Consider the following 19,614-nt stretch of genomic DNA (forward strand, 5'->3'; position numbering starts at 1 on the left):
CTTCAGAAGACGCCAAACGGGTCTTCCCAAACCGTCTCCCGCCGCCACAAACGGGGCGTGAGGCATTGAAAACATTGACTGACGTCGCTTCTCAGGAGGACATCATGCGTCACATCGACTACTCTCCCCTTTATCGCTCCACCGTCGGCTTCGACCGCCTGTTCAACATGCTTGACGGCATCGGCCAGCCCGACCAGTCGCAGAGCTATCCGCCCTACAATATTGAGCGGACGGGTGAGAACGCCTATCGCATCACCATGGCCGTTGCCGGCTTTGACGAAAGCGAGCTTTCGATCGAAGCGCGCGAACATGCGCTGACCGTCAAGGGTGAAAAATCCGCCGAAGTCGACAAGGATGTCGACTATCTCTATCGCGGCATTGCCAAGCGCGCCTTCGAGCGCCGCTTCCAGCTTGCCGACTATGTCGAAGTGCGCGGTGCCTCGCTGAAGAACGGCCTGCTCCACATCGACCTCGTGCGCGAAATTCCCGAAACGATGAAGCCGCGCCGCATCGATATCGTCGCCTCGAAGAGCGAAGCTCCCAAGGCGATCGAAGGCCAGCTCAACTAAAACTTCTCCTCCGGTTGATTGAAGAGGCCCCCGGTTTCCCTGCCGGGGGTCTTTTCGTGCCGGCTTCAGGCCATTTGCGGCTTCGGTACAAGTCTCGAGAGGATTGCATCCAGCGAGATGGCTCCGCCGCCCTTCAGCGCCAGATAGACGAGCGGCACGCTCCAGAGCAGGCGCTGGTCGGAGATCAGGCTGTCGGGGAAACGGTCGAAGAGCGCGCCGATCGTCTGGGCATCGGCCATGTGGCCATAGATGTCGGTCAGCGTCTGGACGATGACGAAGCCGATCATGCCGACGGCGGCAAGGCGGGTGAAAAGGCCGAGCACGACCAGCGTCGGCAGGATGAGCTCCATATAGGTGCCGAGCGGCACGATGATCTTCCAGGGCAAGAAGGGCAGGGCTCCGACATCACCGCTGACGGCATCCATCGCCTTCGGGGCGATCTGGTAGAAGGCGCCGTCCTGGATCTGGAAAAAGCCGGCAAGGCCTTCGCCGACCTTGGTGCCGAAGGAATTCAGGAAATAGAAATAGAGCACGGCGAAGAAGACGAAACGGGCGAAGAGGCCGAGAAACCAGCCCTCCGTCAGTTTCTCGGCGAGGCCGAAGACGCCATCGTGCAATTGCTTGATCTTGATTAGAAAATTCATGTCAGGAAACCTCCAGCCCCTCAAACAGGATTTTTGAAAATGCGCCTGCCTCGATGATGGCCGAAATTGCGGCGGGCAGGTTGAAATCGGGATCCGCAGCAAGCGCGGCTCCTGCCGCCTCGCCAAGCGTCCGGCCCTCGATCAGCAGGCCGATGAAATCCGCGCCGCCGGGCGGCAGATGGCGAATTTCGGGATCGTAGGCGGGGCGGGTGACGAGACCATCTTCGGCCACGAAGGGATCGAGCCCGTCGAGCGGTTCGCCGGCACGGTCTCGCGCCATGATCGTCACGGCAGCATGGCTGGCGCGGAAGAGGCGCGTGGCGGGATGGGCAACGAAGGTGAGGCCCGCCAATTGCTCCGGCGCGACGCGCTGGAGGACAGCGCCGTCAAGCGGCGCCGCATCGGCTTCATGGAAACTGTCGAGCCAAAGGCGCTCCAGCCGTGCGACATCGGCGAGAAAGGGCAATTCGGCAGCGGGTTCGAACTGTTCGATGAAGCTCGGAAAGGTCGCGCCGTATTCGAAGAGCAGGCGGGATGTGGGTGGATTGTCCTGCACGTAGAGCCTGGCCATGGCGCGGAAGAAGTCTTCGCCCACCAGGTTCTGGACGGTCGGGAAGACTTCCGACAGCGCGCTGACGAGGCTGACGGTCACGTTGTTGCGATAGATGCCGAAACGCTTGCCGGCCGGCTGGCCAGCCGGCGTGACGAGGCCGTCCGGGATGGCGCGATCCGGATCGAGAAGGGCGGCGGCGAAGGCCTGCTGCCGGGATGAGGGGGCGTTACCCATGGCGCGCGCCCATCAGATAGGTGCTGGCGTGGCGGGCAAGGATCGCGTCGGCGGCCTGCGCCTCGCGGCGAAGCACCGGCCAGTCGGGCACGTCATTGTCCCATTCGATCAGGGTCGGCAGCGGGCCGGTCTGGCTGATGACGATGTTGTAGAGGTTCCAGACTTCATCATCCACCGGGCGATCATGGGCGTCGATCAGCAGGCGGGTGCCGTCTTCGTCCTGATCCTCGGCGTGACCTGCCAGATGAATCTCTTCCACCAGGTCGAGCGGGAAGTCGTGCAGATACATGATCGGCTTGAAGCGGTTGTTGACCGAGGAGACCAGCACATTGTTGACGTCGAGCAGCAGGCCGCAGCCGGTGCGGCTGGCGATTTCGCGGATGAAGTCCGTCTCGCTCATGGTCGAGCGTTCGAAGAGCGCGTAGGTCGAGGGATTTTCGAGCAGGATCTTTCGCCCGAGCACGGATTGCACCATGTCGATGTGATCGCAGACGCGGTCCAGCGTTTCGCGGTCATAAGGCACGGGCAGAAGATCGTTGAAATAGCTGTCGTCGTGGGTCGACCAGGCGAGATGTTCGGACACCTGTTCCGGCTGGTAGCGCTCGACGACGGTCTTGAGGCGCGAAAGGTGCATGGCGTCCAGGCCCTTTTCGGAGCCGATGGACAGTCCGACGCCATGCACTGAGAGCGGAAAACTCTCCCGCATGCGGCTCAACAGGCGGTGCGGATGACCGCCGGCCCCCATGTAGTTTTCCGCATGCACTTCCAGGAAACCGATCCGGTAGCTGTCGGCGAGGATCGCGTCGGCGTGAACGGACTTGAAGCCGGCTCCGGCGCGAGCGGGCAAGCCGGTCACACTCGATTTTGCTGCGTTGAAGCGAAGCGGTTCCATGGCAGTCCTCCGATGATCCGTGCAGGCAGGAAGCCGGAGCCCAAGGGGCAGAGCGGGGGCTCCGGCTTTGGCGCGGGCCGATCAGGCCGGCAGATCGCGCTTCAGGGCTTCGAGCGCGCCCTTGCGGTCGCCCGGGAGCTTCATCGTGGTGCAGGTGCCCTTGGCAACGTATTTCCAGGAATTGCCCTGGAAGTCGACCTTGGACGTGCCGGCGCAGGTGGTGCCGGGGCCGGCGGCGCAGTCGTTCTTGCCAGCCATGGCAACGCCGAAGCACTTTTCCTTGGCATCATCGGCAACAGCTGAGGTGGCGGACGAGACGAAGGTCGTGGCGGAAACTGCCATCATGAGGGCGCTGGCGACAGCGGAAGCGCTGAGTACGGTCTTGGTGGACATTATTGATCTCCTCAAATTGCCTTGGGTTCGGCGGATCAGAAATCCCGCCGCCGGGCCTCTCTGGTCCGGTGATCAAAAGCTCTCACAGTTCCCGCAGAAATGGAAATCAACCCGCAGTGAGCGTTGCATGACGCCCGTGTGATCGCGCCGTGACGGATGCGTCATCGGCGCGGATCATGCCGTGAACCCCGCGTGATCGGGAGTTTACCGAAGGAGTTCGACGAAGCGGTCGACTTCGGACGCGTCCGTGGCGAAGGCCGTCACAAGGCGGGCAAGGGTCTCGTCGGGGCCGATCGTGTCGTGCAGGTGTTCGGGGATTTCATGCCAGTCGTAGAACTGGGCGCCGGCATCGCGCAGACGTTTGGACGCGTCGTTGCGGATGATCGCAAAGACTTCGTTTGCATTTGTGTCCCACGCGGCGTGGGCGTTGCCGCTCGCCGCAATGCCGGCACGCAGGCGGTCTGCCATGGCGTTGGCATGGGAGGCGAGCTCCAGCCACAGGCCGTCCTCGAAATAGGCCTCGAACTGGGCGGCGACGAAGCGGGTCTTGGAGAAGAGCTGTGCCGACTGCTTGCGGATGAAGGGGAGCTGGCGGGCCTGTTCCGGGTTCATGAAGACGATCGCCTCTGCACACCAGCAGCCGTTCTTCGTCGCGCCGAAGGAGAGGATGTCGACGCCGCGTTTCCAGGTCATCTCGGCGGGCGAGACATTCAGCGCCGTCAGCGCATTGGCAAAGCGGGCGCCATCCATGTGAAGCGGGATGTCGTGGCTCCTGGCAATGCCGGCAATGCGTTCGATTTCGTCAAGCGTATAGAGCGTGCCGGATTCGGTCGACTGCGTGACCGTGACGGCCATGGGCTGGCCGGCATGGATGAAGGCGGGCGGCACGGCGCGGATGCCGCGCTCAAGGCTCAAGGGATCGATCTTGCCGTCCTTGCCGGCAATCGGCGAGAGACGGGCGGCGCTGGAGAAGAAGCCGGGCGCGCCGCATTCGTCGCAGAAGACATGCGCGCTGTCATGGCAGAAGATGACGCCGCCGGGCTTGCCGACGCTGGCCAGCGCCAGCGAATTGGCGGCCGTCCCGGTGGAGACGAAGAAGACGGCGACCTCGCGTTCGAAGATGTCGTTGAAGGTCTGCTCCACCTTCCTGTCCAGCGCCGAGGTGCCATAGGCGGAGGCAAAACCGCCGGCTTCCGTCGTCAGTCTCTGGGCAATTTTCGGGTGGGCACCAGCCCAGTTGTCGGAGGCGAAAAACATCGTAAAATCGGGCCCTGTTGCTGGTGTATCGATGGACAGACCGGAGATTAGCCAATTGTCCCTGTTGCTGTCACCTGCGGGCTTCATAAACCTCAAAATTTGATCAATTGGCAACATTGCGAGCATTTTCACGAAAGAGACGAAATTTTATTACGTAAACTCGTAATTTTACGAAAGCTTGTGCGGCGTTGCGTTAATATTTTCCCCCAAGGCCCTTGCAGCCTCGGCGTGTTTCTGGCATAGAACCAATGAAATAGGACAGGTTTGCTGTCCTATTTCGGTCTTGAAGGGCCGAAGACGCGGCAAAAACGCTGGAAACAGCGACAATTCGCGCTATAGTCCGATCGTCACTTGCGGATGATAACGTCCGCCCGAGGACATCAATCAAGGCATGAGAATTTCGCAGGTTCCTGCGCCGGATGACGGGGCAGGCGAGGCTGCGGGATGCTCAATCTTCGAGGGTTGCGGCGGCTTGCTGCATCAAGGGAATGAACAAGGGCGTCCGCGCGTGCGGACCGGTTTTGGAGGAAGGACGATGACGGATTTGTCGCCATCTCAGGTCATGGGTGTTGAAATCGCGGCTGGTGAGACCACGGCCACGAAAACCCGCGCCTTCGCCCGAAAACTGCCGGATGCCCAGGGTCTCTACGACCCGAAGAACGAGCACGATGCCTGCGGCGTCGGCTTCGTCGCCCATATGAAGGGCGTGAAGTCGCATCAGATCGTCAAGGACGGTCTGTTCATGCTGGAAAACCTGACGCACCGCGGTGCTGTCGGTGCTGACCCTCTGATGGGTGACGGCGCCGGCATTCTGGTGCAGATCCCGGATCGCTTCTTCCGCGAGGAGATGGCAAGCCAGGGCGTTACGCTGCCGAAGGCGGGCGAATATGCCGTCGGCCACATCTTCATGCCGCGCGAGGGCGACCAGATCGCGCATTTCAAGAAGGTCATCGGTGAGGTGATTGCGGAAGAGGGGCAGGTGCTTCTCGGCTTCCGCGACGTGCCGGTCGATAATTCCTCGCTCTCCAAGGCTCCCGACATTGCCGCGACCGAGCCGCACCATGTGCAGGTGTTCATCGGCATGGGTTCGGGCGTTGCCTCGGCTGTCGAGTTCGAACGCAGCCTTTTCCTTCTGCGCAAGGTGATCTCCAACCGCATCTATAACGAAGGCGGCGGGCAGGAAAACCGCGATTTCTATCCGGTTTCGCTGTCGTCCTCGACCATCGTCTATAAGGGTATGTTCCTGGCCTATCAGGTCGGCGCCTATTACAAGGACCTGGCAGATCCGCGCTTCGAAAGCGCGGTCTGCCTCGTGCACCAGCGCTTCTCGACCAACACCTTCCCGTCGTGGAAGCTGGCGCACCCGTATCGCATGGTCGCCCACAACGGCGAAATCAACACGCTGCGCGGCAACGTCAACTGGATGGCGGCGCGTCAGGCTTCCGTGTCCTCGCCGCTCTTCGGCGAGGATATCTCCAAACTCTGGCCGATCTCCTATGAAGGTCAGTCGGACACGGCATGCTTCGACAACGCGCTCGAATTCCTCGTGCGCGGTGGCTATTCCATGGCGCATGCCGTCATGATGCTGATCCCGGAAGCCTGGGCTGGCAACCAGTCCATGAGCCCTGAGCGCAAGGCGTTCTACGAATATCATGCCGCTCTCATGGAGCCGTGGGACGGCCCGGCTGCCGTTGCCTTCACCGACGGTCGCCAGATCGGCGCGACGCTCGACCGCAACGGTCTGCGTCCGGCCCGCTATATCGTCACCTCCGACGATCGCGTCATCATGGCGTCCGAAGCCGGCGTTCTGCCGGTCGAGGAAGAGAAGATCGTCACCAAGTGGCGCCTGCAGCCCGGCAAGATGCTGCTGATCGACATGCAGGAAGGCCGCATCATCTCGGACGAGGAGATCAAGTCTTCGCTCGCCAACGCGCATCCTTACCGCAACTGGCTCGACAACACGCAGCTCATCCTTGAAGAGCTGAAGCCGGTTGAGCCGCGCGCGCTGCGCCGCGACGTCTCGCTACTCGATCGTCAGCAGGCCTTCGGTTACACGATCGAAGACACGAAGATCCTGATGTCGCCGATGGCGACGACGGGTCAGGAAGCCATCGGCTCGATGGGCACGGATACGCCGATTTCGGCCATGTCGTCGAAGTCGAAGCTGCTCTACACCTATTTCAAGCAGAACTTCGCGCAGGTCACGAACCCTCCGATCGACCCGATCCGTGAAGAGCTGGTCATGAGCCTCGTCTCCTTCATCGGGCCGCGGCCGAACATTCTCGACCACAAGGGCGCGTCCAAGGCGAAGCGCCTCGAGGTTCGCCAGCCGATCCTGACCAATGGCGATCTGGAAAAGATCCGCTCCATCGGCCACACGGAAGACCGTTTCGACACCAAGACGCTCGACTTCACCTATGAAGCCGAGATGGGTGCCGAAGGCATGCCGGCGATGATCGAGCGCCTCTGCGAGCGCGCCGAAGCTGCCGTCACCAGCGGCTACAACATCATCATCCTGTCGGACCGTCAGATCGGGCCGGATCGCATCGCGATCCCGGCGCTGCTGGCAACGGCTGCCGTGCATCACCACCTGATCCGCAAGGGGCTTCGCACCTCGGTCGGTCTCGTCGTCGAATCCGGCGAGCCGCGCGAAGTGCACCACTTCTGCTGTCTGGCGGGCTATGGCGCCGAAGCCATCAACCCCTATCTCGCCTTCGACACGCTGATCGACATGCACAATCGTGGCGAGTTCCCGCAGGAAGTCTCGGCCGACGAAGTCGTGTATCGCTACATCAAGGCGGTCGGTAAGGGCATTCTGAAGGTCATGTCCAAGATGGGCATTTCGACCTACCAGTCCTATTGCGGCGCGCAGATCTTTGATGCCATCGGCCTGAATTCGCAGCTGGTCGAGAAGTTCTTCTTCGGCACGGCCACGACGATCGAGGGCGTTGGCCTTGAAGAGATCGCCCGCGAGACGGTCGATCGCCACGAATCGGCCTTCGGCAACGATCCGGTCCTTGCCGGTACGCTCGATGTCGGCGGCGAATATGCCTTCCGCAAGCGTGGCGAAGGCCATGCCTGGACGCCGGATGCGATTGCCTCGCTGCAGCATGCCGCACGCGGCAACTCGCGTGACCGCTTCAGCGAGTTCTCCGCGCTTGTGAACGACTCGACGCAGAAGATGAACGCCATCCGCGGTCTTTTCACCATCAAGGATGCCGCAGCGCTCGGCCGCAAGCCGGTCGCGCTCGATGCTGTCGAGCCGGCTGTGGAGATCGTCAAGCGTTTTGCAACGGGTGCCATGTCCTTCGGCTCGATCAGCCGCGAGGCGCATACGACGCTCGCCATTGCGATGAACAAGATCGGCGGCAAGTCGAACACGGGCGAGGGCGGCGAAGAGTCCGAACGCTATCTGCCGAAGCTCGACGGCTCGCTGCCGCTGGAGCGCTCGGCGATCAAGCAGGTGGCCTCCGGCCGCTTTGGCGTGACGACCGAATATCTGGTCAATGCCGACGTGCTGCAGATCAAGGTCGCGCAGGGCGCCAAGCCCGGCGAAGGCGGCCAGCTGCCTGGTCACAAGGTGGATGCGACGATTGCCAAGACGCGTCATTCGACGCCGGGCGTCGGCCTCATCTCGCCGCCGCCGCATCACGACATCTATTCGATCGAAGATCTGGCACAGCTGATCTACGACCTGAAGAACGTCAACCCCAAGGCCGACATCTCGGTCAAGCTCGTCTCGGAAGTCGGCGTCGGCACGGTTGCCGCCGGCGTTGCCAAGGCGCGCGCCGACCATATCACGATCTCCGGCTATGACGGCGGCACGGGCGCTTCGCCGCTCACCTCGCTGAAGCATGCCGGTTCGCCTTGGGAAATCGGCCTTGCCGAAACGCACCAGACGCTGGTGCTCAACGGCCTGCGTTCGCGTGTCGCGCTGCAGGTGGACGGCGGTCTCAAAACCGGCCGCGATGTCATCGTCGGTGCGCTGCTGGGGGCTGACGAGTTCGGCTTCTCGACCGCGCCGCTGATTGCCGCCGGCTGCATCATGATGCGCAAGTGCCATCTCAACACCTGCCCGGTCGGCGTTGCGACGCAGGACCCGGTTCTGCGCAAGCGCTTCAAGGGTGCGCCGGAGCATGTCATCAACTTCTTCTTCTTCGTTGCCGAAGAAGTGCGCGAAATCCTCGCTTCCATGGGCTTCACCCGCCTCGACGAGATCATCGGCCAGACCGACATGCTCGGCCAGGACGCGCTGATCGCACACTGGAAGGCCAAGGGTCTCGACTTCAGCCGCATCTTCCACAAGGTCGATGCGCCGAAGGCTGCGACCTACTGGACCGAGCGCCAGCACCACCCGATCGAGCATGTTCTCGACCGGACGCTGATCGAAAAGGCCATGCCGGCTCTGGAATCGAAGACGCCGACCGCCTTCGAAGTGTCGATCAAGAACGTCGACCGTTCCGCCGGCGCGATGCTGTCGGGCGAAGTCGCGATGCGCTACGGCCACAAGGGTCTGAAGGATGACACGATCGACGTGACGCTGCGCGGCACGGCCGGCCAGTCGTTTGCGGCCTTCCTGGCCCGCGGCGTGACCTTCCGTCTCATCGGCGATGGTAACGACTATGTCGGCAAGGGCCTGTCGGGCGGCAAGATCATCGTGCGTCCGCCGGAAAATGCGAAGATCGTGGCCGCGGACTCGATCATCGTCGGCAACACGGTTCTCTATGGCGCGATTGCCGGCGAGTGCTACTTCAACGGCGTGGCCGGCGAACGCTTCGCCGTGCGCAACTCCGGTGCGGTTGCCGTTGTCGAGGGCGTGGGTGACCATGGCTGCGAATACATGACCGGCGGTGTCGTCGTCGTCATCGGCAAGACGGGCCGCAACTTCGCGGCTGGCATGTCCGGTGGCGTGGCCTATGTCCTTGACGAAGAGGGCGATTTCGCCAGCCGTTGCAACATGGCCATGGTCGAGCTCGAGCCGGTTCCGGAAGAGGACGACATGCTGGAGAAACTGCACCACCATGGCGGCGACCTCATGCACAAGGGCCGCGTCGACGTTTCCGGCGACATGACCCGCCATGACGAGGAACGCCTCTACCAGCTGATTGCCAACCACCTGCATTACACAGGTTCGGCACGGGCAAAGGCGATCCTCGACCATTGGGCAGACTACCGTCCGAAGTTCCGCAAGGTCATGCCGGTCGAATACCGTCGTGCGCTTGAGGACATGGAACGCATGAAGATGGGTGTCGCGGCTGAGTGAATTGTTGCAACTCCGTCTCTGTGATATGACATTGGCATATGACGTTGAACAGACACGGAGGCTGCGATGAACGATCAGTCGGATGTCGTGAAGATCGCCCAGGTTTTCAACAATGGAAGAAGTCGGGCCATCCGCATTCCAAAGGAGTTTGAGTTCGAAGAAGAGCGCGTTGAAATCCGCAAGGCCGAAAATGGCGATCTGATCATCCATCCCGTCCGGAAAAAGTCGCTTCTCGAAGTGCTTGATGAACTCGAGGTGCTGGATGAAGATGAGATGATGCCGGACATCGAGGACCCGCCGCCGGAGCCTGTTGATGTGTTTGACTGGCTTGACGACAAATGAGGTATCTCCTCGATACGAATGCCATGTCGGAATTGATGCGGGGGCCGGTGAACAAGGTGGCATCAGCCATTGCCACGGTTGGATCTGACGCGGTTTGCACGAGCATCATTGTTGCCAGCGAGCTGAAATTCGGGGCGGCGAAAAAACGGTCGGCGAAGTTGACGGCAAACCTTGAAAAGGTGCTGGCGACGATCGTGATCGAGGACTTCAAGGCGCCTGCGGACGCAGCTTATGCGGAACTCAGGGCAGCGCTCGAAAAGGCAGGAACGCCGATCGGGCAGATGGACATGCTGATTGCCGCACATGCGCTTGCGCTCGACGCAACGCTGGTGACGGCCAATGAACGAGAATTTTCCCGGGTGCCGGGGCTGAAGGTTGAGAACTGGATGAAATAGGCGCCGCGCGCGCCGCCAAGGGGACGCTGGAATGATCGTCACGACGACGAACACGATAGAGGGACGCGAGATCGTCGATTACAAGGGCATCGTCACCGGCGAGGCAATTCTTGGAACGAACGTGTTTCGCGACTTCTTCGCGAGCATCCGCGATATTGTCGGCGGGCGTTCGGGGTCTTACGAGCGGGTTCTGCGCGATGCGCGCGAGACGGCGCTGGCCGAGTTGCAGGGCGAAGCGTCCCGGCTCGGCGCCAATGCGATTGTCGGTGTCGACATCGACTATGAAACGATTTCGACCGGTTCCAGCGGGTCGATGCTGATGGTTTCGGCCTCCGGCACTGCCGTTGTGGTCCGATAAACAGGTGGGAGTAATATGGGCAAGGTAACAGGTTTTCTGGAAATCGACCGGCAGGTGGCGAAGTATCAGACGGCGTCTGATCGTATCCGTCATTTCCGCGAATTCACGATCCCCATGTCGGATGCGGAAGTGCAGAAACAGGCTGCCCGCTGCATGGATTGCGGCATTCCCTTCTGTCACGGCGATACCGGCTGCCCGGTGCATAACCAGATCCCGGACTGGAACGACCTCGTCTTTAGCGGCAAGTGGAAAGAGGCGATCGCCAACCTCCACTCGACCAACAATTTCCCGGAATTCACCGGCCGCGTCTGCCCCGCGCCTTGCGAGGAAGCCTGCACGCTGAACCTTGAAGACGCGCCCGTCACCATCAAGACGGTGGAACAGGCGATTGCCGACAAGGCCTATGAGCTTGGCTATATCGTGCCGCAGCCGGCAACGGTGAAGACCGGCAAGCGCATCGCCGTCATCGGCTCCGGCCCGTCCGGCATGGCGGCTGCCCAGCAGCTGGCACGCGCCGGCCATGAGGTTCATGTCTATGAGCGCGAGTCCAAGGCCGGTGGCCTGCTGCGCTATGGCATTCCGGACTTCAAGATGGAGAAGAACTTCATCGACCGCCGTGTCGAGCAGATGCAGGGCGAGGGCGTCACCTTCCATTATGGCTTCAACATCGGCGTCGATATCCCGACCGAGAAGCTGATTGCCGAGCATGATGCCGTGCTTTATTGCGGCGGTTCGGAAACGCCGCGTGAAGCGGGCATTCCGGGTGCCGATCTCGCCGGCGTGCATGATGCCATGCCCTATCTGGTGCAGCAGAACCGCCGCGTCGGTCGCGAAGACATCGACAGCGTCGGCTGGCCGTCCGATCCAATCCTCGCCGGCGGCAAGCATGTCGTCGTTGTCGGTGGTGGCGATACCGCGTCCGACTGCGTCGGCACGGCCTTCCGCCAGGGCGCCGTTCGCGTCACCCAGCTCGACATCCGCCCGCAGCCGCCGGAAAAGGAAGACAAGCTCGCCGTCTGGCCCTATTGGGCGACGAAGATGCGTACCTCCTCTTCGCAGGCTGAAGGCGCGGTTCGTGAATTCCAGGTCGGCACGCTCGAATTCGTCGGCGAAGATGGCATCCTGACGGGCGTGAAGTGCGTCCAGGTTGACGAGAAGCGCAAGCCGATCGCCGGCACGGAATTCATCATCAAGGCCGATCTCGCCTTCATCGCCATCGGCTTCCGTGGTCCCTTCACCGACAGCGTCCTCAAGGAACTCGACGGCAAGATGGCGGTTTCGACCGACAAGCGCGGTTCGCAGAACGTCATTGCCAATACGCGCGATTACAAGACCTCGGTCGACAAGCTGTGGGCTGCCGGCGACGTCCGTCGCGGCCAGTCGCTGGTCGTCTGGGCGATCCGCGAAGGCCGTCAGGCGGCTGCTGCCATCGACGAGTCGCTGATGGGCGTGACCAACCTGCCGCGCTGATCGCAGCAAGTTTCGCAGAATTTGAAGCCGCTCCTTCGGGGGCGGCTTTTATTTTGTCCTGATCTTGTAGTCGTCCACGCGGCCTTCCGGCGGCGTGCCGGTGTCGCCATGCAGGACGAGCCTGTCGCGGGCGTTGGGGGCGACAAGCGGGCCGGTCGCGTTGCTGGCGATGCGGGCGGCGAGTGCGTTGCTGCCGTCGAGCGACGGATCGGTCATGCTGATTGGTTCGGTGCGGGTGATGGCTGCCGGTGTCGGTGCGGCGGGCATCGCCAGATCGGGCAGGCCGTAATCCGAGATCGGCGGATTGGCGACGCCGGGCGGAAGCGGCGCGGCGGTGTCGCCGAGGACGCGGCGCAGCGGCTTTTCCACATAGAAGGCGGCCTTGGCGCGGCCGGCCTTGGTCAGGCTCACGCCGTCCGAGCCGCGCAGGCGGGCCTGCTGGCCGTCAACGCCGGAGCCGGTGGCGGTGAACTTGCCGTCGGCGTCGATAAAGCCTTCCCAGATGTCGATGAACGTGCCGCCGGCTGCTTCCACCTGTCGGCGGAGCATGAGGTTGATCGTCACGATATCGGCCGTCAGCGAGGGGGATTGGAAGGGCGGCGCGCCTACCCAGAAGACCGGGACCTGCCGCTTCGTCGCAAGCGACGTGAGTTCCGCGACGCGGCGCTCATATTCGGCGGTCCATTTGGGGGTATGGAATTCTTCGCGCGTGCCGTCGACCACCATCTTCTGGCGGTCGTTCGATCCGAGCGCGACGACGACTGCCACCGCCTTGGTTTCATCGAGAAGGCCGGGAAGCGATGTGATCCAGTCGCGGTGATCATTACGCACGAGGCCCGATGCGCCGTCGGTCTTTTCATCGATGACGACGCCCGGTTCGCCTGCAAAGGTATCCAGCAGTCCGTCGCCCACGGAGCCGGCCATGAAGTCGCCGATGACCAGCACATGCTTGGCAGTGTCGAGCTTCTGCACGGGCGCGCCGGGCTTGCTCGTGTCGATGTTCAGGATCGACGACGACTTGGGCTTCGGTTTGGGCTTGCGCTTGGCCGGTGCGGCGGGAGCCGCCTGTTCAGGCGCCTTGCGGCTGCCAAACAGGAGGTCGAAGAGGGTGCGGTGTCTTTCCTGCGCCAATGCCGGGCCGCCGCCGTAGATAGCTATGGCAAAAAGGCTGAGCAGGACCGCGGCTGCAAGCCGGGCGGGCGTCAATCGGGGCATGAAAAATCCGGCGCGTTTCATCGTGCCGGATGTCTTATCATGGAACAGTTTGCAATCAAACGGGAAGAGCTTGCGCGATCAACGCCGCAGATGCTGAAGCAGGGTCTTGGAGGGTTCGGGTTCGCCGCTCAGGCCCTTGCGCTTCATGAAGGCTTCGATGGCCGTCTTGGAGCCCGAGCCCAGGTTGCCGTCAACCTCGCCGCTGTAATAACCGAGCGCCTTGAGACGCGACTGGATTTCGAATTTCTCCTTTGCATCCAGCGCACCTTCCGGACGGGGCCAGCTCGTGACGAGGCCGGCGGATCCGCCCAGCTGGTCGGCGAGCATGCCGACGCCGAGCGCATAGTTGTCGGAGGCGTTATAGCGCTTGATGACGTAGAAATTCTTCGTCAGCAGGAAGGCAGGACCGCCGTCGCCGGCCGGCATTTTCAGCGTCGCGCGCTCATCCTTGAACTTGATGCCGCGGTCGCCGGGGCGGCGGAAGCCGAGCTTTTCCCATTCGGCGATCGTTTTCGTCTTGCCGGCAAGGCTGCTGGCGCGGCCGGGCGCCACGACCTCGTAGCCCCAGGTGCGGCCGTTCTGCCAGCCGTTCTTGTGCAGGAGATTGGCGGCGGTGGCCAGCGCATCGGGGATGGAGTGCCAGATGTCGCGCTTGCCATTGCCATCGGCATCGATGCCGTAGATGAGGTAGCTGGTCGGGATGAACTGCGTGTGGCCCATCGCGCCCGCCCAAGAGCCGGTCATCTCGGACGGCTTGATGTCGCCGGCCTGGATGATCTTCAGCGCGGCAATCAGCTGCTTCTTGGCATAGCCGGCGCGCTTGGGATCGGCATAGGCGAGCGTTGCAAGGGCCTGGGGCACATAGTGCAGCTTCTCGGTCTTGCTCAGCACGGCGCCATAGTTCGATTCCATCGACCAGATGGCGACCAGAATATTGCGATCCACCCCAAAATATTTCTCGATGTTCTGAAGCGAACGCATATTCTTCGCTTCGGCATCCTTGCCCATCTTGACCGTGTAGGGGTTCACCCGGCTGTCCAGGTAGTCCCAGATCTGCGTGGTGAATTCCGGCTGGTACTGGGCTTTCTGCAGCACCTCCGGATCGGGGCTGGTGATGCCGGAAAAGGCAGCGTTGTAGGTCTGGGAGGTGATCCCGGCCCGGGCGGCTTCCGGATAAAAGGCGCGAATCCATTTCTCGAAGCGAGCGTCAGCCAGGGCTGCCGTCGGGGCGAGGGCAAGAAAAACGGCTGTAATTCCACCAAGTATGGCGGATGTCATGGAATTGCCTTGTGCATGCTTCATTGGATCGCTCCTGTGTTTGGGACACCGGGTGAGACACACAAAGTTACAAACAGGACCTCAACAAATTCTTTACCATGCTGAAGATTTTTTGTTAGGTCTCGTTTTTAAGAGAGGGTTCAAATCCTGGTTTTTTAAACATGCAAGCTTATCGAGAGCTTGCAACTCGTATGATTCTTGCACAAGGCCACTTCATGACTCAGTCGAATAAAGTCCGCAAAGCTGTGTTTCCTGTCGCCGGTTTCGGGACCCGCATGCTGCCTGCCACCAAGGCCATGCCGAAGGAAATGATCACAGTCGTCGACAAGCCGGTTCTCCAGTATGTGGTTGACGAAGCGATCGAGGCCGGTATCGAACATTTCGTGTTCGTGACGGGACGAAACAAGGCGGCGATCGAGGATTATTTCGACATCCAGTTCGAGCTGGAGCGGACGCTGAAGGAACGCAACAAGAAGGCCGAGCTTTCGCTGCTGGAAGACCAGCGTCTTCCGGCGGGTGCCGCGAGCTTCACGCGCCAGCAGGAAGCGCTTGGCCTGGGCCACGCCGTCTGGTGCGCCCGCGACATCGTCGGCCACGAACCTTTCGCGCTGCTTTTGCCCGACATGCTGATGAAGGGCGAGGTCGCCTGCATGAAGGGCATGATCGATCTCTTCTCCAAGACTGGCGGCAACATCGTCGCTGTCGAGGAATGCGATCCGGCGCTGGCGCACAAATACGGCATTGTCGGCGTTGGCGCCGAGATGGATGGCGGGTTCCGCATTTCCAGCATGGTCGAAAAGCCGCCGCAGGGCACGGCCCCGTCGAACCTCTACATCAACGGCCGCTATATTCTGCAGCCGGAAATCTTCGAGATCCTGTCGACGCAGGAACGCGGCGCCGGCAATGAAATCCAGCTGACAGACGGCATGCTGAAGCTTGCCAAGACGCAGGAATTCTTCGGCTATCGCTTCAAGGGCCGCACGTTCGACTGCGGGATGAAGGAAGGCTATGTGTTGGCAAACGTTGCCTATGCACTCGACCGTCCGGACATTCGTGCCAGTGTGGAAAGTGACCTCAAGGCCCTTCTGGCAGCGCTGAAATAATCAGCGCTTGACGCGAAGCTCCGCAATCGCGCTCCAGGACCGGGTATCCGTCCCGGTCTTCACGTCGGTATAGTTCCAGGCAACCGTTCCGGCGAGTTCCAGATAGCGGCTGAGCGACCAGTTGAGGCCGGCGGTCGCCGCCCACTCGGTCTGATCCGAGGCGATACCGTTCGGCGAGAAATGGCGGAAGGTCGTTCCGGCTCCGACCGTTCCGACGAGGTTGTCGATCATCTGCTGTGAAACGGCCGTGCTGATCGTATAGTAGGTCGAGCCGCTCACGCCGGCCGTGGTCGACGGATCGACGCCCGTTGCGAGCGTCAAGTTGACATCCGTGCCGCGGATCGGCGACCAGTCAATCTTTCCGTCCACCGTGAAGGCATCGATCTTCGACAGGCGCGCGTCGGTGTAGCGGACCTGCTTGTAGCCGGCCGCGATTTCGCCGCGCAGCTTTTCCGTGAAGTCGAGCTGCACGCCGGCCTTGGCGGCATAGATGTTGGCATTGCGGTTATAGCCGTTGCGGTCGAGCGTCTGGTCGCTGATGGCGCGGTCGATCGAGCCTTCCACGAAGGGAATGAGCGCCGGCGAGATTTCATAGCCAAGGCGGACGCGTCCCCCGACGGTCGTCTGGTTGCGGTCGCTCATCGACATCAGCGAACCATCGGCGAGCGTCGCGGCGGTATAGACATTGCGCGTGACGGTGCCGGCGACCGTGCCGCGGAACTTGCCGAATTCGCGGGTGACGTCTGCGCCGCCCTTGAACGTGTGGATGCCCGACTGGGTGCTTGCGCCGACGATCGAGTTGGGATCGGTCGAGCTTTCACGGGCGAAGCTGTAGCCGGCGGTCAGGTTGGCAATGGTCAGCCGGTCGACATCCAGCCGCAGCTTGCTGTCGACACTGGCGGTCGGCTTGGTTGCGCCGCTGCCGCCGATATTGGTCTGCCAGACGCCCGTGGCGGAAATGCTCAGCTGGTGCAGCGACCAGTCCGACATGATGTCGGCCTTGCCGGTCGTCTGCAGGAAACTGCGGGTGGTCGTCGTCGATCCGTATTTCGTGCTTTCGACGCCGATGCCTTCGCCAATGCTCGGGCGGATGATGAACGAGCCGACGCGCACGCCCGGCGCATCAATGTCCTCGCGGCGGGGCCGCAGATTGTCGATGGAGCCGGTGCGCGTGTTGTCGGCCGGCTCGCGGAAATTCATGCGGCCGAACGTGTCCGGATCGGGGGTGGCGGCCGTCGTGGTGCCTGCGGCTGCAGCGGTCCGGGCAGGGGCCGGCGTGGTCATTGCTGGCGCCGTGTCGTCGGTTGCCGTTGCCGTATCGCCGGTGCGAAGGGCGAAGGTGGAGGACGTGTCTCCGAAATTGCCGCCGGGGGCCGCAGCGTTTGCTGCCGGATCCTGCGTAGCCGTTGCCTGGACAACGGTCTGGGCATTGGCTGCCGTGATTGCAAACACGCTCGCGGCGCCGGCAAGGAGCAGCCTCGTCAGGGCGGGCAGGCGAAGGCGGGTGCGATTTTCGGTCGGCATGTGATGACGCGGCTTTCAGTATGATTTGTTTTCAAACCGTAAATTATTTCAACATGGTAAACAGTCGGTTGACGCGGAGGGCCGGGAGGTCGAAAAAGAGTTTAATTCTTGGGAACTCGGCGTGCTGTGAACCTTGCGATTTTGACAGGCGCATCGAAGAGACTATATAGAACCTCGCTTGCCCGGGCCTGTCGCAGTGGTTGCAGGCGCAAGGGCAATATTTCCCGCCGGACACCGGACGCGTTCCGGATGTCAAAAAGGGGCGGGCGCAGAAGGCGCGCTAGCATGATCGACAAGCCGTTCACGACCGATAGGGTAGACATCACCGCCGCCGGCAAGCGCACCGTGGAAACCGGCATGGCCGGTCTTGCGGCACTGGCGCGCGCCATGGACGGCCCGCTCGGCGAGGCCTTCGCCAAGGCCGTCACGCTGATCGGCGAAAGCACGGGCCGCGTGATCGTGACCGGGGTGGGCAAGAGCGGCCATATCGGTTCGAAGATCGCCGCCACCTTCGCCTCGACCGGCACGCCGTCCTTCTTCGTGCACCCGGCGGAAGCCAACCACGGCGATCTCGGCATGATCACCCGTGACGATGCGATCCTTGCCATGTCGTGGAGCGGCGAGACTGCCGAAATGCAGGGCATCATCGCCTTTTCGCGGCGCTTTTCGATCCCGCTGATCTCGGTGACGTCGGGTGAGAAATCCGCTCTGGCGCGGGCTGCCGATGTCGTGCTGCTGCTGCCGAAGGAAAAGGAAGCCTGTCCGCATGGGCTCGCGCCGACGACGTCGACGATGATGCAGCTTTCGATCGGCGATGCGCTGGCGATTGCGCTGCTTGAGGCGCGCGGCTTCTCGGCTTCCGATTTCCGCACCTTCCATCCGGGCGGCAAGCTCGGCGCGTCGCTGACCCATGTGTCTGAGATCATGCATACGGGCGACGAGATCCCGCTGGTTGGGCTCGGCACGCTGGTTCCCTTCGCGGCGATGGTGCTTTCAGAAAAGCGCTTCGGCTGCGTTGGCGTCGTCGATGGCGACGGCTGCCTCGTCGGCATCGTGACCAATGGCGACATGGCCCGCAACATGAGCCGCAACCTTCGCGACACAAAGGTGGAAGAAATCATGACGCGCGGCCCGAAGACGGTGGGTCCCGATACGCTCGCCATGACCGCCATGGCCGTGCTCAACGATCACAATATCTCGGCTCTGCCGGTGACTGTAGGCAACAAGGCCGTTGGGATCGTGGGATTTCACGATCTGCTGCGGATCGGCGTGGCTTAACCCAATGTGAGAAGGGGGATCGCGGATGGATCGCTCGATCTTCTTGATTCTCATGGGCTGGGTGCTTCTAGGGACTGCCGTCTATTTGGGACCCCAAATCTGGTTCTATGCTCACAGTTCACCCGATCCCTGTGCAGGCCTTTCAAGGGAGCTTTCCGATGCAAGCGCCGAGCCTGCTCGTGTGACGGTAGCGCTGCAAACTTTTGTTATTCCGCTTGAAAATACGACGATCCCCCGAATTCAAAACCCCAATGGGCAGCCTTCGGTAACGCCATTTCAGCGGTGCAAGTACGTCAATGCTGCCTCGAAGCAGGGCTATGTGAAGGCTGGTTTCCATCTTCCGGGTGCGAGAAAATTCTTCTCTGCGTCCGTCCGGGAGGCTCAGTACTACGACGGTGATCACAGCTTCATCGAATTGACGATATATCCTCTATCGCTTGAGAAGAATTCCGATAGGCGGAACACACCGATCAATGAAGTCGAGCGATTGTCTCGTGGGCGATACATAGAGAAAAACGGAGAGAAATTTCTGGCCTTTGGAGAAAATACATTTTCAAGAGCCGATCTATATTATGAAACTGATAGCGAAGATAAATTCTATATTGAATGCCCTATGGATTTGCCTGGAAAAATATGTGACGGGGGCGTGGTCAATAAGAGCTTGAATTTATATGCGAATATTCAATTCGTGGCCTTTGAAGAAAAACTGGATCCGGTCTTTTTCATTTCAAAAGTCGGGAATGAACTGAGGTCTTGGTCCGTCGGTGCCGCGCATTAGCTGGGCAATCGGCCTGACGGCAGCCCCGGAGTAGGCTGGGTGTTCGCGTCTTAGGTGGATTTTTTACA

17 protein-coding genes are annotated in these 19,614 nt (G+C 61.4%); 9 read left to right on the forward strand and 8 right to left on the reverse strand.

Features of this window, described 5'->3' with window-relative positions; genetic code table 11:
• The first annotated feature begins 104 nt into the window (after nt 1-104).
• Nucleotides 105-569 (forward strand): Hsp20 family protein, encoded by a 465-nt coding sequence (locus LQK84_RS13905; RefSeq protein WP_230829329.1) that lies wholly within the window; start codon nt 105-107, stop codon nt 567-569.
• A 65-nt stretch (nt 570-634) separates the two neighbouring features.
• Here LQK84_RS13905 and LQK84_RS13910 read toward each other — a convergent pair whose 3' ends face one another.
• The 5 genes from LQK84_RS13910 to LQK84_RS13930 form a co-directional block, all read right to left on the reverse strand.
• Nucleotides 635-1,213 carry a DoxX family protein gene (locus tag LQK84_RS13910; RefSeq protein ID WP_230829330.1) on the reverse strand — a complete coding sequence of 193 codons (579 nt, stop codon included), beginning with the start codon at nt 1,211-1,213 and terminating at the stop codon, nt 635-637.
• A gap of 1 nt (nt 1,214) precedes the next feature.
• Nucleotides 1,215-2,000 carry an HvfC/BufC N-terminal domain-containing protein gene (locus LQK84_RS13915; protein ID WP_230829331.1) on the reverse strand — a complete coding sequence of 262 codons (786 nt, stop codon included), beginning with the start codon at nt 1,998-2,000 and terminating at the stop codon, nt 1,215-1,217.
• The gene (gene bufB / locus LQK84_RS13920; RefSeq protein ID WP_230829332.1) at nt 1,993-2,892 is read right to left on the reverse strand and encodes an MNIO family bufferin maturase; all 900 of its coding nucleotides are present in this window, start codon (nt 2,890-2,892) and stop codon (nt 1,993-1,995) included. Before bufB ends, LQK84_RS13915 begins: the two co-directional genes overlap by 8 nt.
• Before the next feature lie 81 nt (nt 2,893-2,973).
• On the reverse strand, nt 2,974-3,285 hold the full coding sequence (locus LQK84_RS13925; protein WP_230829333.1) for a BufA1 family periplasmic bufferin-type metallophore: 312 nt from the start codon (nt 3,283-3,285) through the stop codon (nt 2,974-2,976).
• A 204-nt stretch (nt 3,286-3,489) separates the two neighbouring features.
• Entirely contained in the window at nt 3,490-4,542 is a 1,053-nt protein-coding gene (locus tag LQK84_RS13930) for a threonine aldolase family protein (protein WP_230829334.1), read from the reverse strand.
• A gap of 535 nt (nt 4,543-5,077) precedes the next feature.
• On the opposite strand from LQK84_RS13930, the gene gltB reads away from it, so the two are divergent.
• From gltB to LQK84_RS13955, 5 genes are all read left to right on the forward strand, one after another.
• A complete protein-coding gene (gltB, locus tag LQK84_RS13935; protein ID WP_230829335.1) occupies nt 5,078-9,805 on the forward strand; it encodes a glutamate synthase large subunit in 4,728 nt (1,575 codons plus the stop codon).
• Between the two features lie 66 nt (nt 9,806-9,871).
• Nucleotides 9,872-10,147: an antitoxin gene (locus tag LQK84_RS13940; protein ID WP_230829336.1), complete on the forward strand. Its 276-nt coding sequence runs from the start codon at nt 9,872-9,874 to the stop codon at nt 10,145-10,147.
• On the forward strand, nt 10,144-10,542 hold the full coding sequence (locus LQK84_RS13945; RefSeq protein WP_230829337.1) for a type II toxin-antitoxin system VapC family toxin: 399 nt from the start codon (nt 10,144-10,146) through the stop codon (nt 10,540-10,542). The genes LQK84_RS13940 and LQK84_RS13945 overlap by 4 nt, the downstream gene beginning before the upstream one ends.
• 31 nt (nt 10,543-10,573) lie before the next feature.
• Nucleotides 10,574-10,900, forward strand: a complete 327-nt coding sequence (locus LQK84_RS13950) for a heavy metal-binding domain-containing protein (RefSeq protein WP_230829338.1) — start codon at nt 10,574-10,576, stop codon at nt 10,898-10,900.
• A gap of 15 nt (nt 10,901-10,915) precedes the next feature.
• The gene (locus LQK84_RS13955) at nt 10,916-12,370 is read left to right on the forward strand and encodes a glutamate synthase subunit beta (protein WP_230829339.1); all 1,455 of its coding nucleotides are present in this window, start codon (nt 10,916-10,918) and stop codon (nt 12,368-12,370) included.
• Between the two features lie 48 nt (nt 12,371-12,418).
• Here LQK84_RS13955 and LQK84_RS13960 read toward each other — a convergent pair whose 3' ends face one another.
• A complete protein-coding gene (locus tag LQK84_RS13960; RefSeq protein ID WP_230829340.1) occupies nt 12,419-13,585 on the reverse strand; it encodes an SGNH/GDSL hydrolase family protein in 1,167 nt (388 codons plus the stop codon).
• 78 nt (nt 13,586-13,663) lie between these two features.
• The gene (locus LQK84_RS13965; RefSeq protein WP_442966964.1) at nt 13,664-14,887 is read right to left on the reverse strand and encodes a lytic murein transglycosylase; all 1,224 of its coding nucleotides are present in this window, start codon (nt 14,885-14,887) and stop codon (nt 13,664-13,666) included.
• Between the two features lie 191 nt (nt 14,888-15,078).
• On the opposite strand from LQK84_RS13965, the gene galU reads away from it, so the two are divergent.
• Nucleotides 15,079-15,966, forward strand: a complete 888-nt coding sequence (galU, locus tag LQK84_RS13970; protein WP_230829341.1) for a UTP--glucose-1-phosphate uridylyltransferase GalU — start codon at nt 15,079-15,081, stop codon at nt 15,964-15,966.
• On the opposite strand, the gene LQK84_RS13975 is transcribed toward galU, so the two are convergent.
• Entirely contained in the window at nt 15,967-17,490 is a 1,524-nt protein-coding gene (locus tag LQK84_RS13975; protein WP_230829342.1) for an outer membrane beta-barrel protein, read from the reverse strand.
• Nucleotides 17,491-17,775: 285 nt separating this feature from the next.
• Here LQK84_RS13975 and LQK84_RS13980 point away from each other — a divergent pair, with 285 nt between their 5' ends.
• Together LQK84_RS13980 and LQK84_RS13985 are read left to right on the forward strand one after the other, a co-directional pair.
• Nucleotides 17,776-18,768, forward strand: coding sequence for a KpsF/GutQ family sugar-phosphate isomerase (locus tag LQK84_RS13980; protein WP_230829343.1), 993 nt, complete (start codon nt 17,776-17,778; stop codon nt 18,766-18,768).
• Nucleotides 18,769-18,793: 25 nt separating this feature from the next.
• Nucleotides 18,794-19,546 (forward strand): hypothetical protein, encoded by a 753-nt coding sequence (locus tag LQK84_RS13985; protein ID WP_230829344.1) that lies wholly within the window; start codon nt 18,794-18,796, stop codon nt 19,544-19,546.
• Nucleotides 19,547-19,614 lie beyond the last annotated feature (68 nt).

The organism is Rhizobium sp. C4 (genome assembly GCF_021026315.1).
GTDB lineage: Bacteria > Pseudomonadota > Alphaproteobacteria > Rhizobiales > Rhizobiaceae > Ensifer_A.

What these genes read in the sequence shown, in the direction of transcription:
- LQK84_RS13905 (WP_230829329.1), top strand. Translation starts at nt 105, where the DNA reads ATGCGTCACATCGACTACTCTCCCCTTTATCGCTCCACCGTCGGCTTC.
- LQK84_RS13910 (WP_230829330.1), bottom strand. Translation starts at nt 1,213, where the DNA reads ATGAATTTTCTAATCAAGATCAAGCAATTGCACGATGGCGTCTTCGGC.
- LQK84_RS13915 (WP_230829331.1), bottom strand. Translation starts at nt 2,000, where the DNA reads ATGGGTAACGCCCCCTCATCCCGGCAGCAGGCCTTCGCCGCCGCCCTT.
- bufB (WP_230829332.1), bottom strand. Translation starts at nt 2,892, where the DNA reads ATGGAACCGCTTCGCTTCAACGCAGCAAAATCGAGTGTGACCGGCTTG.
- LQK84_RS13925 (WP_230829333.1), bottom strand. Translation starts at nt 3,285, where the DNA reads ATGTCCACCAAGACCGTACTCAGCGCTTCCGCTGTCGCCAGCGCCCTC.
- LQK84_RS13930 (WP_230829334.1), bottom strand. Translation starts at nt 4,542, where the DNA reads ATGTTTTTCGCCTCCGACAACTGGGCTGGTGCCCACCCGAAAATTGCC.
- gltB (WP_230829335.1), top strand. Translation starts at nt 5,078, where the DNA reads ATGACGGATTTGTCGCCATCTCAGGTCATGGGTGTTGAAATCGCGGCT.
- LQK84_RS13940 (WP_230829336.1), top strand. Translation starts at nt 9,872, where the DNA reads ATGAACGATCAGTCGGATGTCGTGAAGATCGCCCAGGTTTTCAACAAT.
- LQK84_RS13945 (WP_230829337.1), top strand. Translation starts at nt 10,144, where the DNA reads ATGAGGTATCTCCTCGATACGAATGCCATGTCGGAATTGATGCGGGGG.
- LQK84_RS13950 (WP_230829338.1), top strand. Translation starts at nt 10,574, where the DNA reads ATGATCGTCACGACGACGAACACGATAGAGGGACGCGAGATCGTCGAT.
- LQK84_RS13955 (WP_230829339.1), top strand. Translation starts at nt 10,916, where the DNA reads ATGGGCAAGGTAACAGGTTTTCTGGAAATCGACCGGCAGGTGGCGAAG.
- LQK84_RS13960 (WP_230829340.1), bottom strand. Translation starts at nt 13,585, where the DNA reads ATGCCCCGATTGACGCCCGCCCGGCTTGCAGCCGCGGTCCTGCTCAGC.
- LQK84_RS13965 (WP_442966964.1), bottom strand. Translation starts at nt 14,887, where the DNA reads ATGAAGCATGCACAAGGCAATTCCATGACATCCGCCATACTTGGTGGA.
- galU (WP_230829341.1), top strand. Translation starts at nt 15,079, where the DNA reads ATGACTCAGTCGAATAAAGTCCGCAAAGCTGTGTTTCCTGTCGCCGGT.
- LQK84_RS13975 (WP_230829342.1), bottom strand. Translation starts at nt 17,490, where the DNA reads ATGCCGACCGAAAATCGCACCCGCCTTCGCCTGCCCGCCCTGACGAGG.
- LQK84_RS13980 (WP_230829343.1), top strand. Translation starts at nt 17,776, where the DNA reads ATGATCGACAAGCCGTTCACGACCGATAGGGTAGACATCACCGCCGCC.
- LQK84_RS13985 (WP_230829344.1), top strand. Translation starts at nt 18,794, where the DNA reads ATGGATCGCTCGATCTTCTTGATTCTCATGGGCTGGGTGCTTCTAGGG.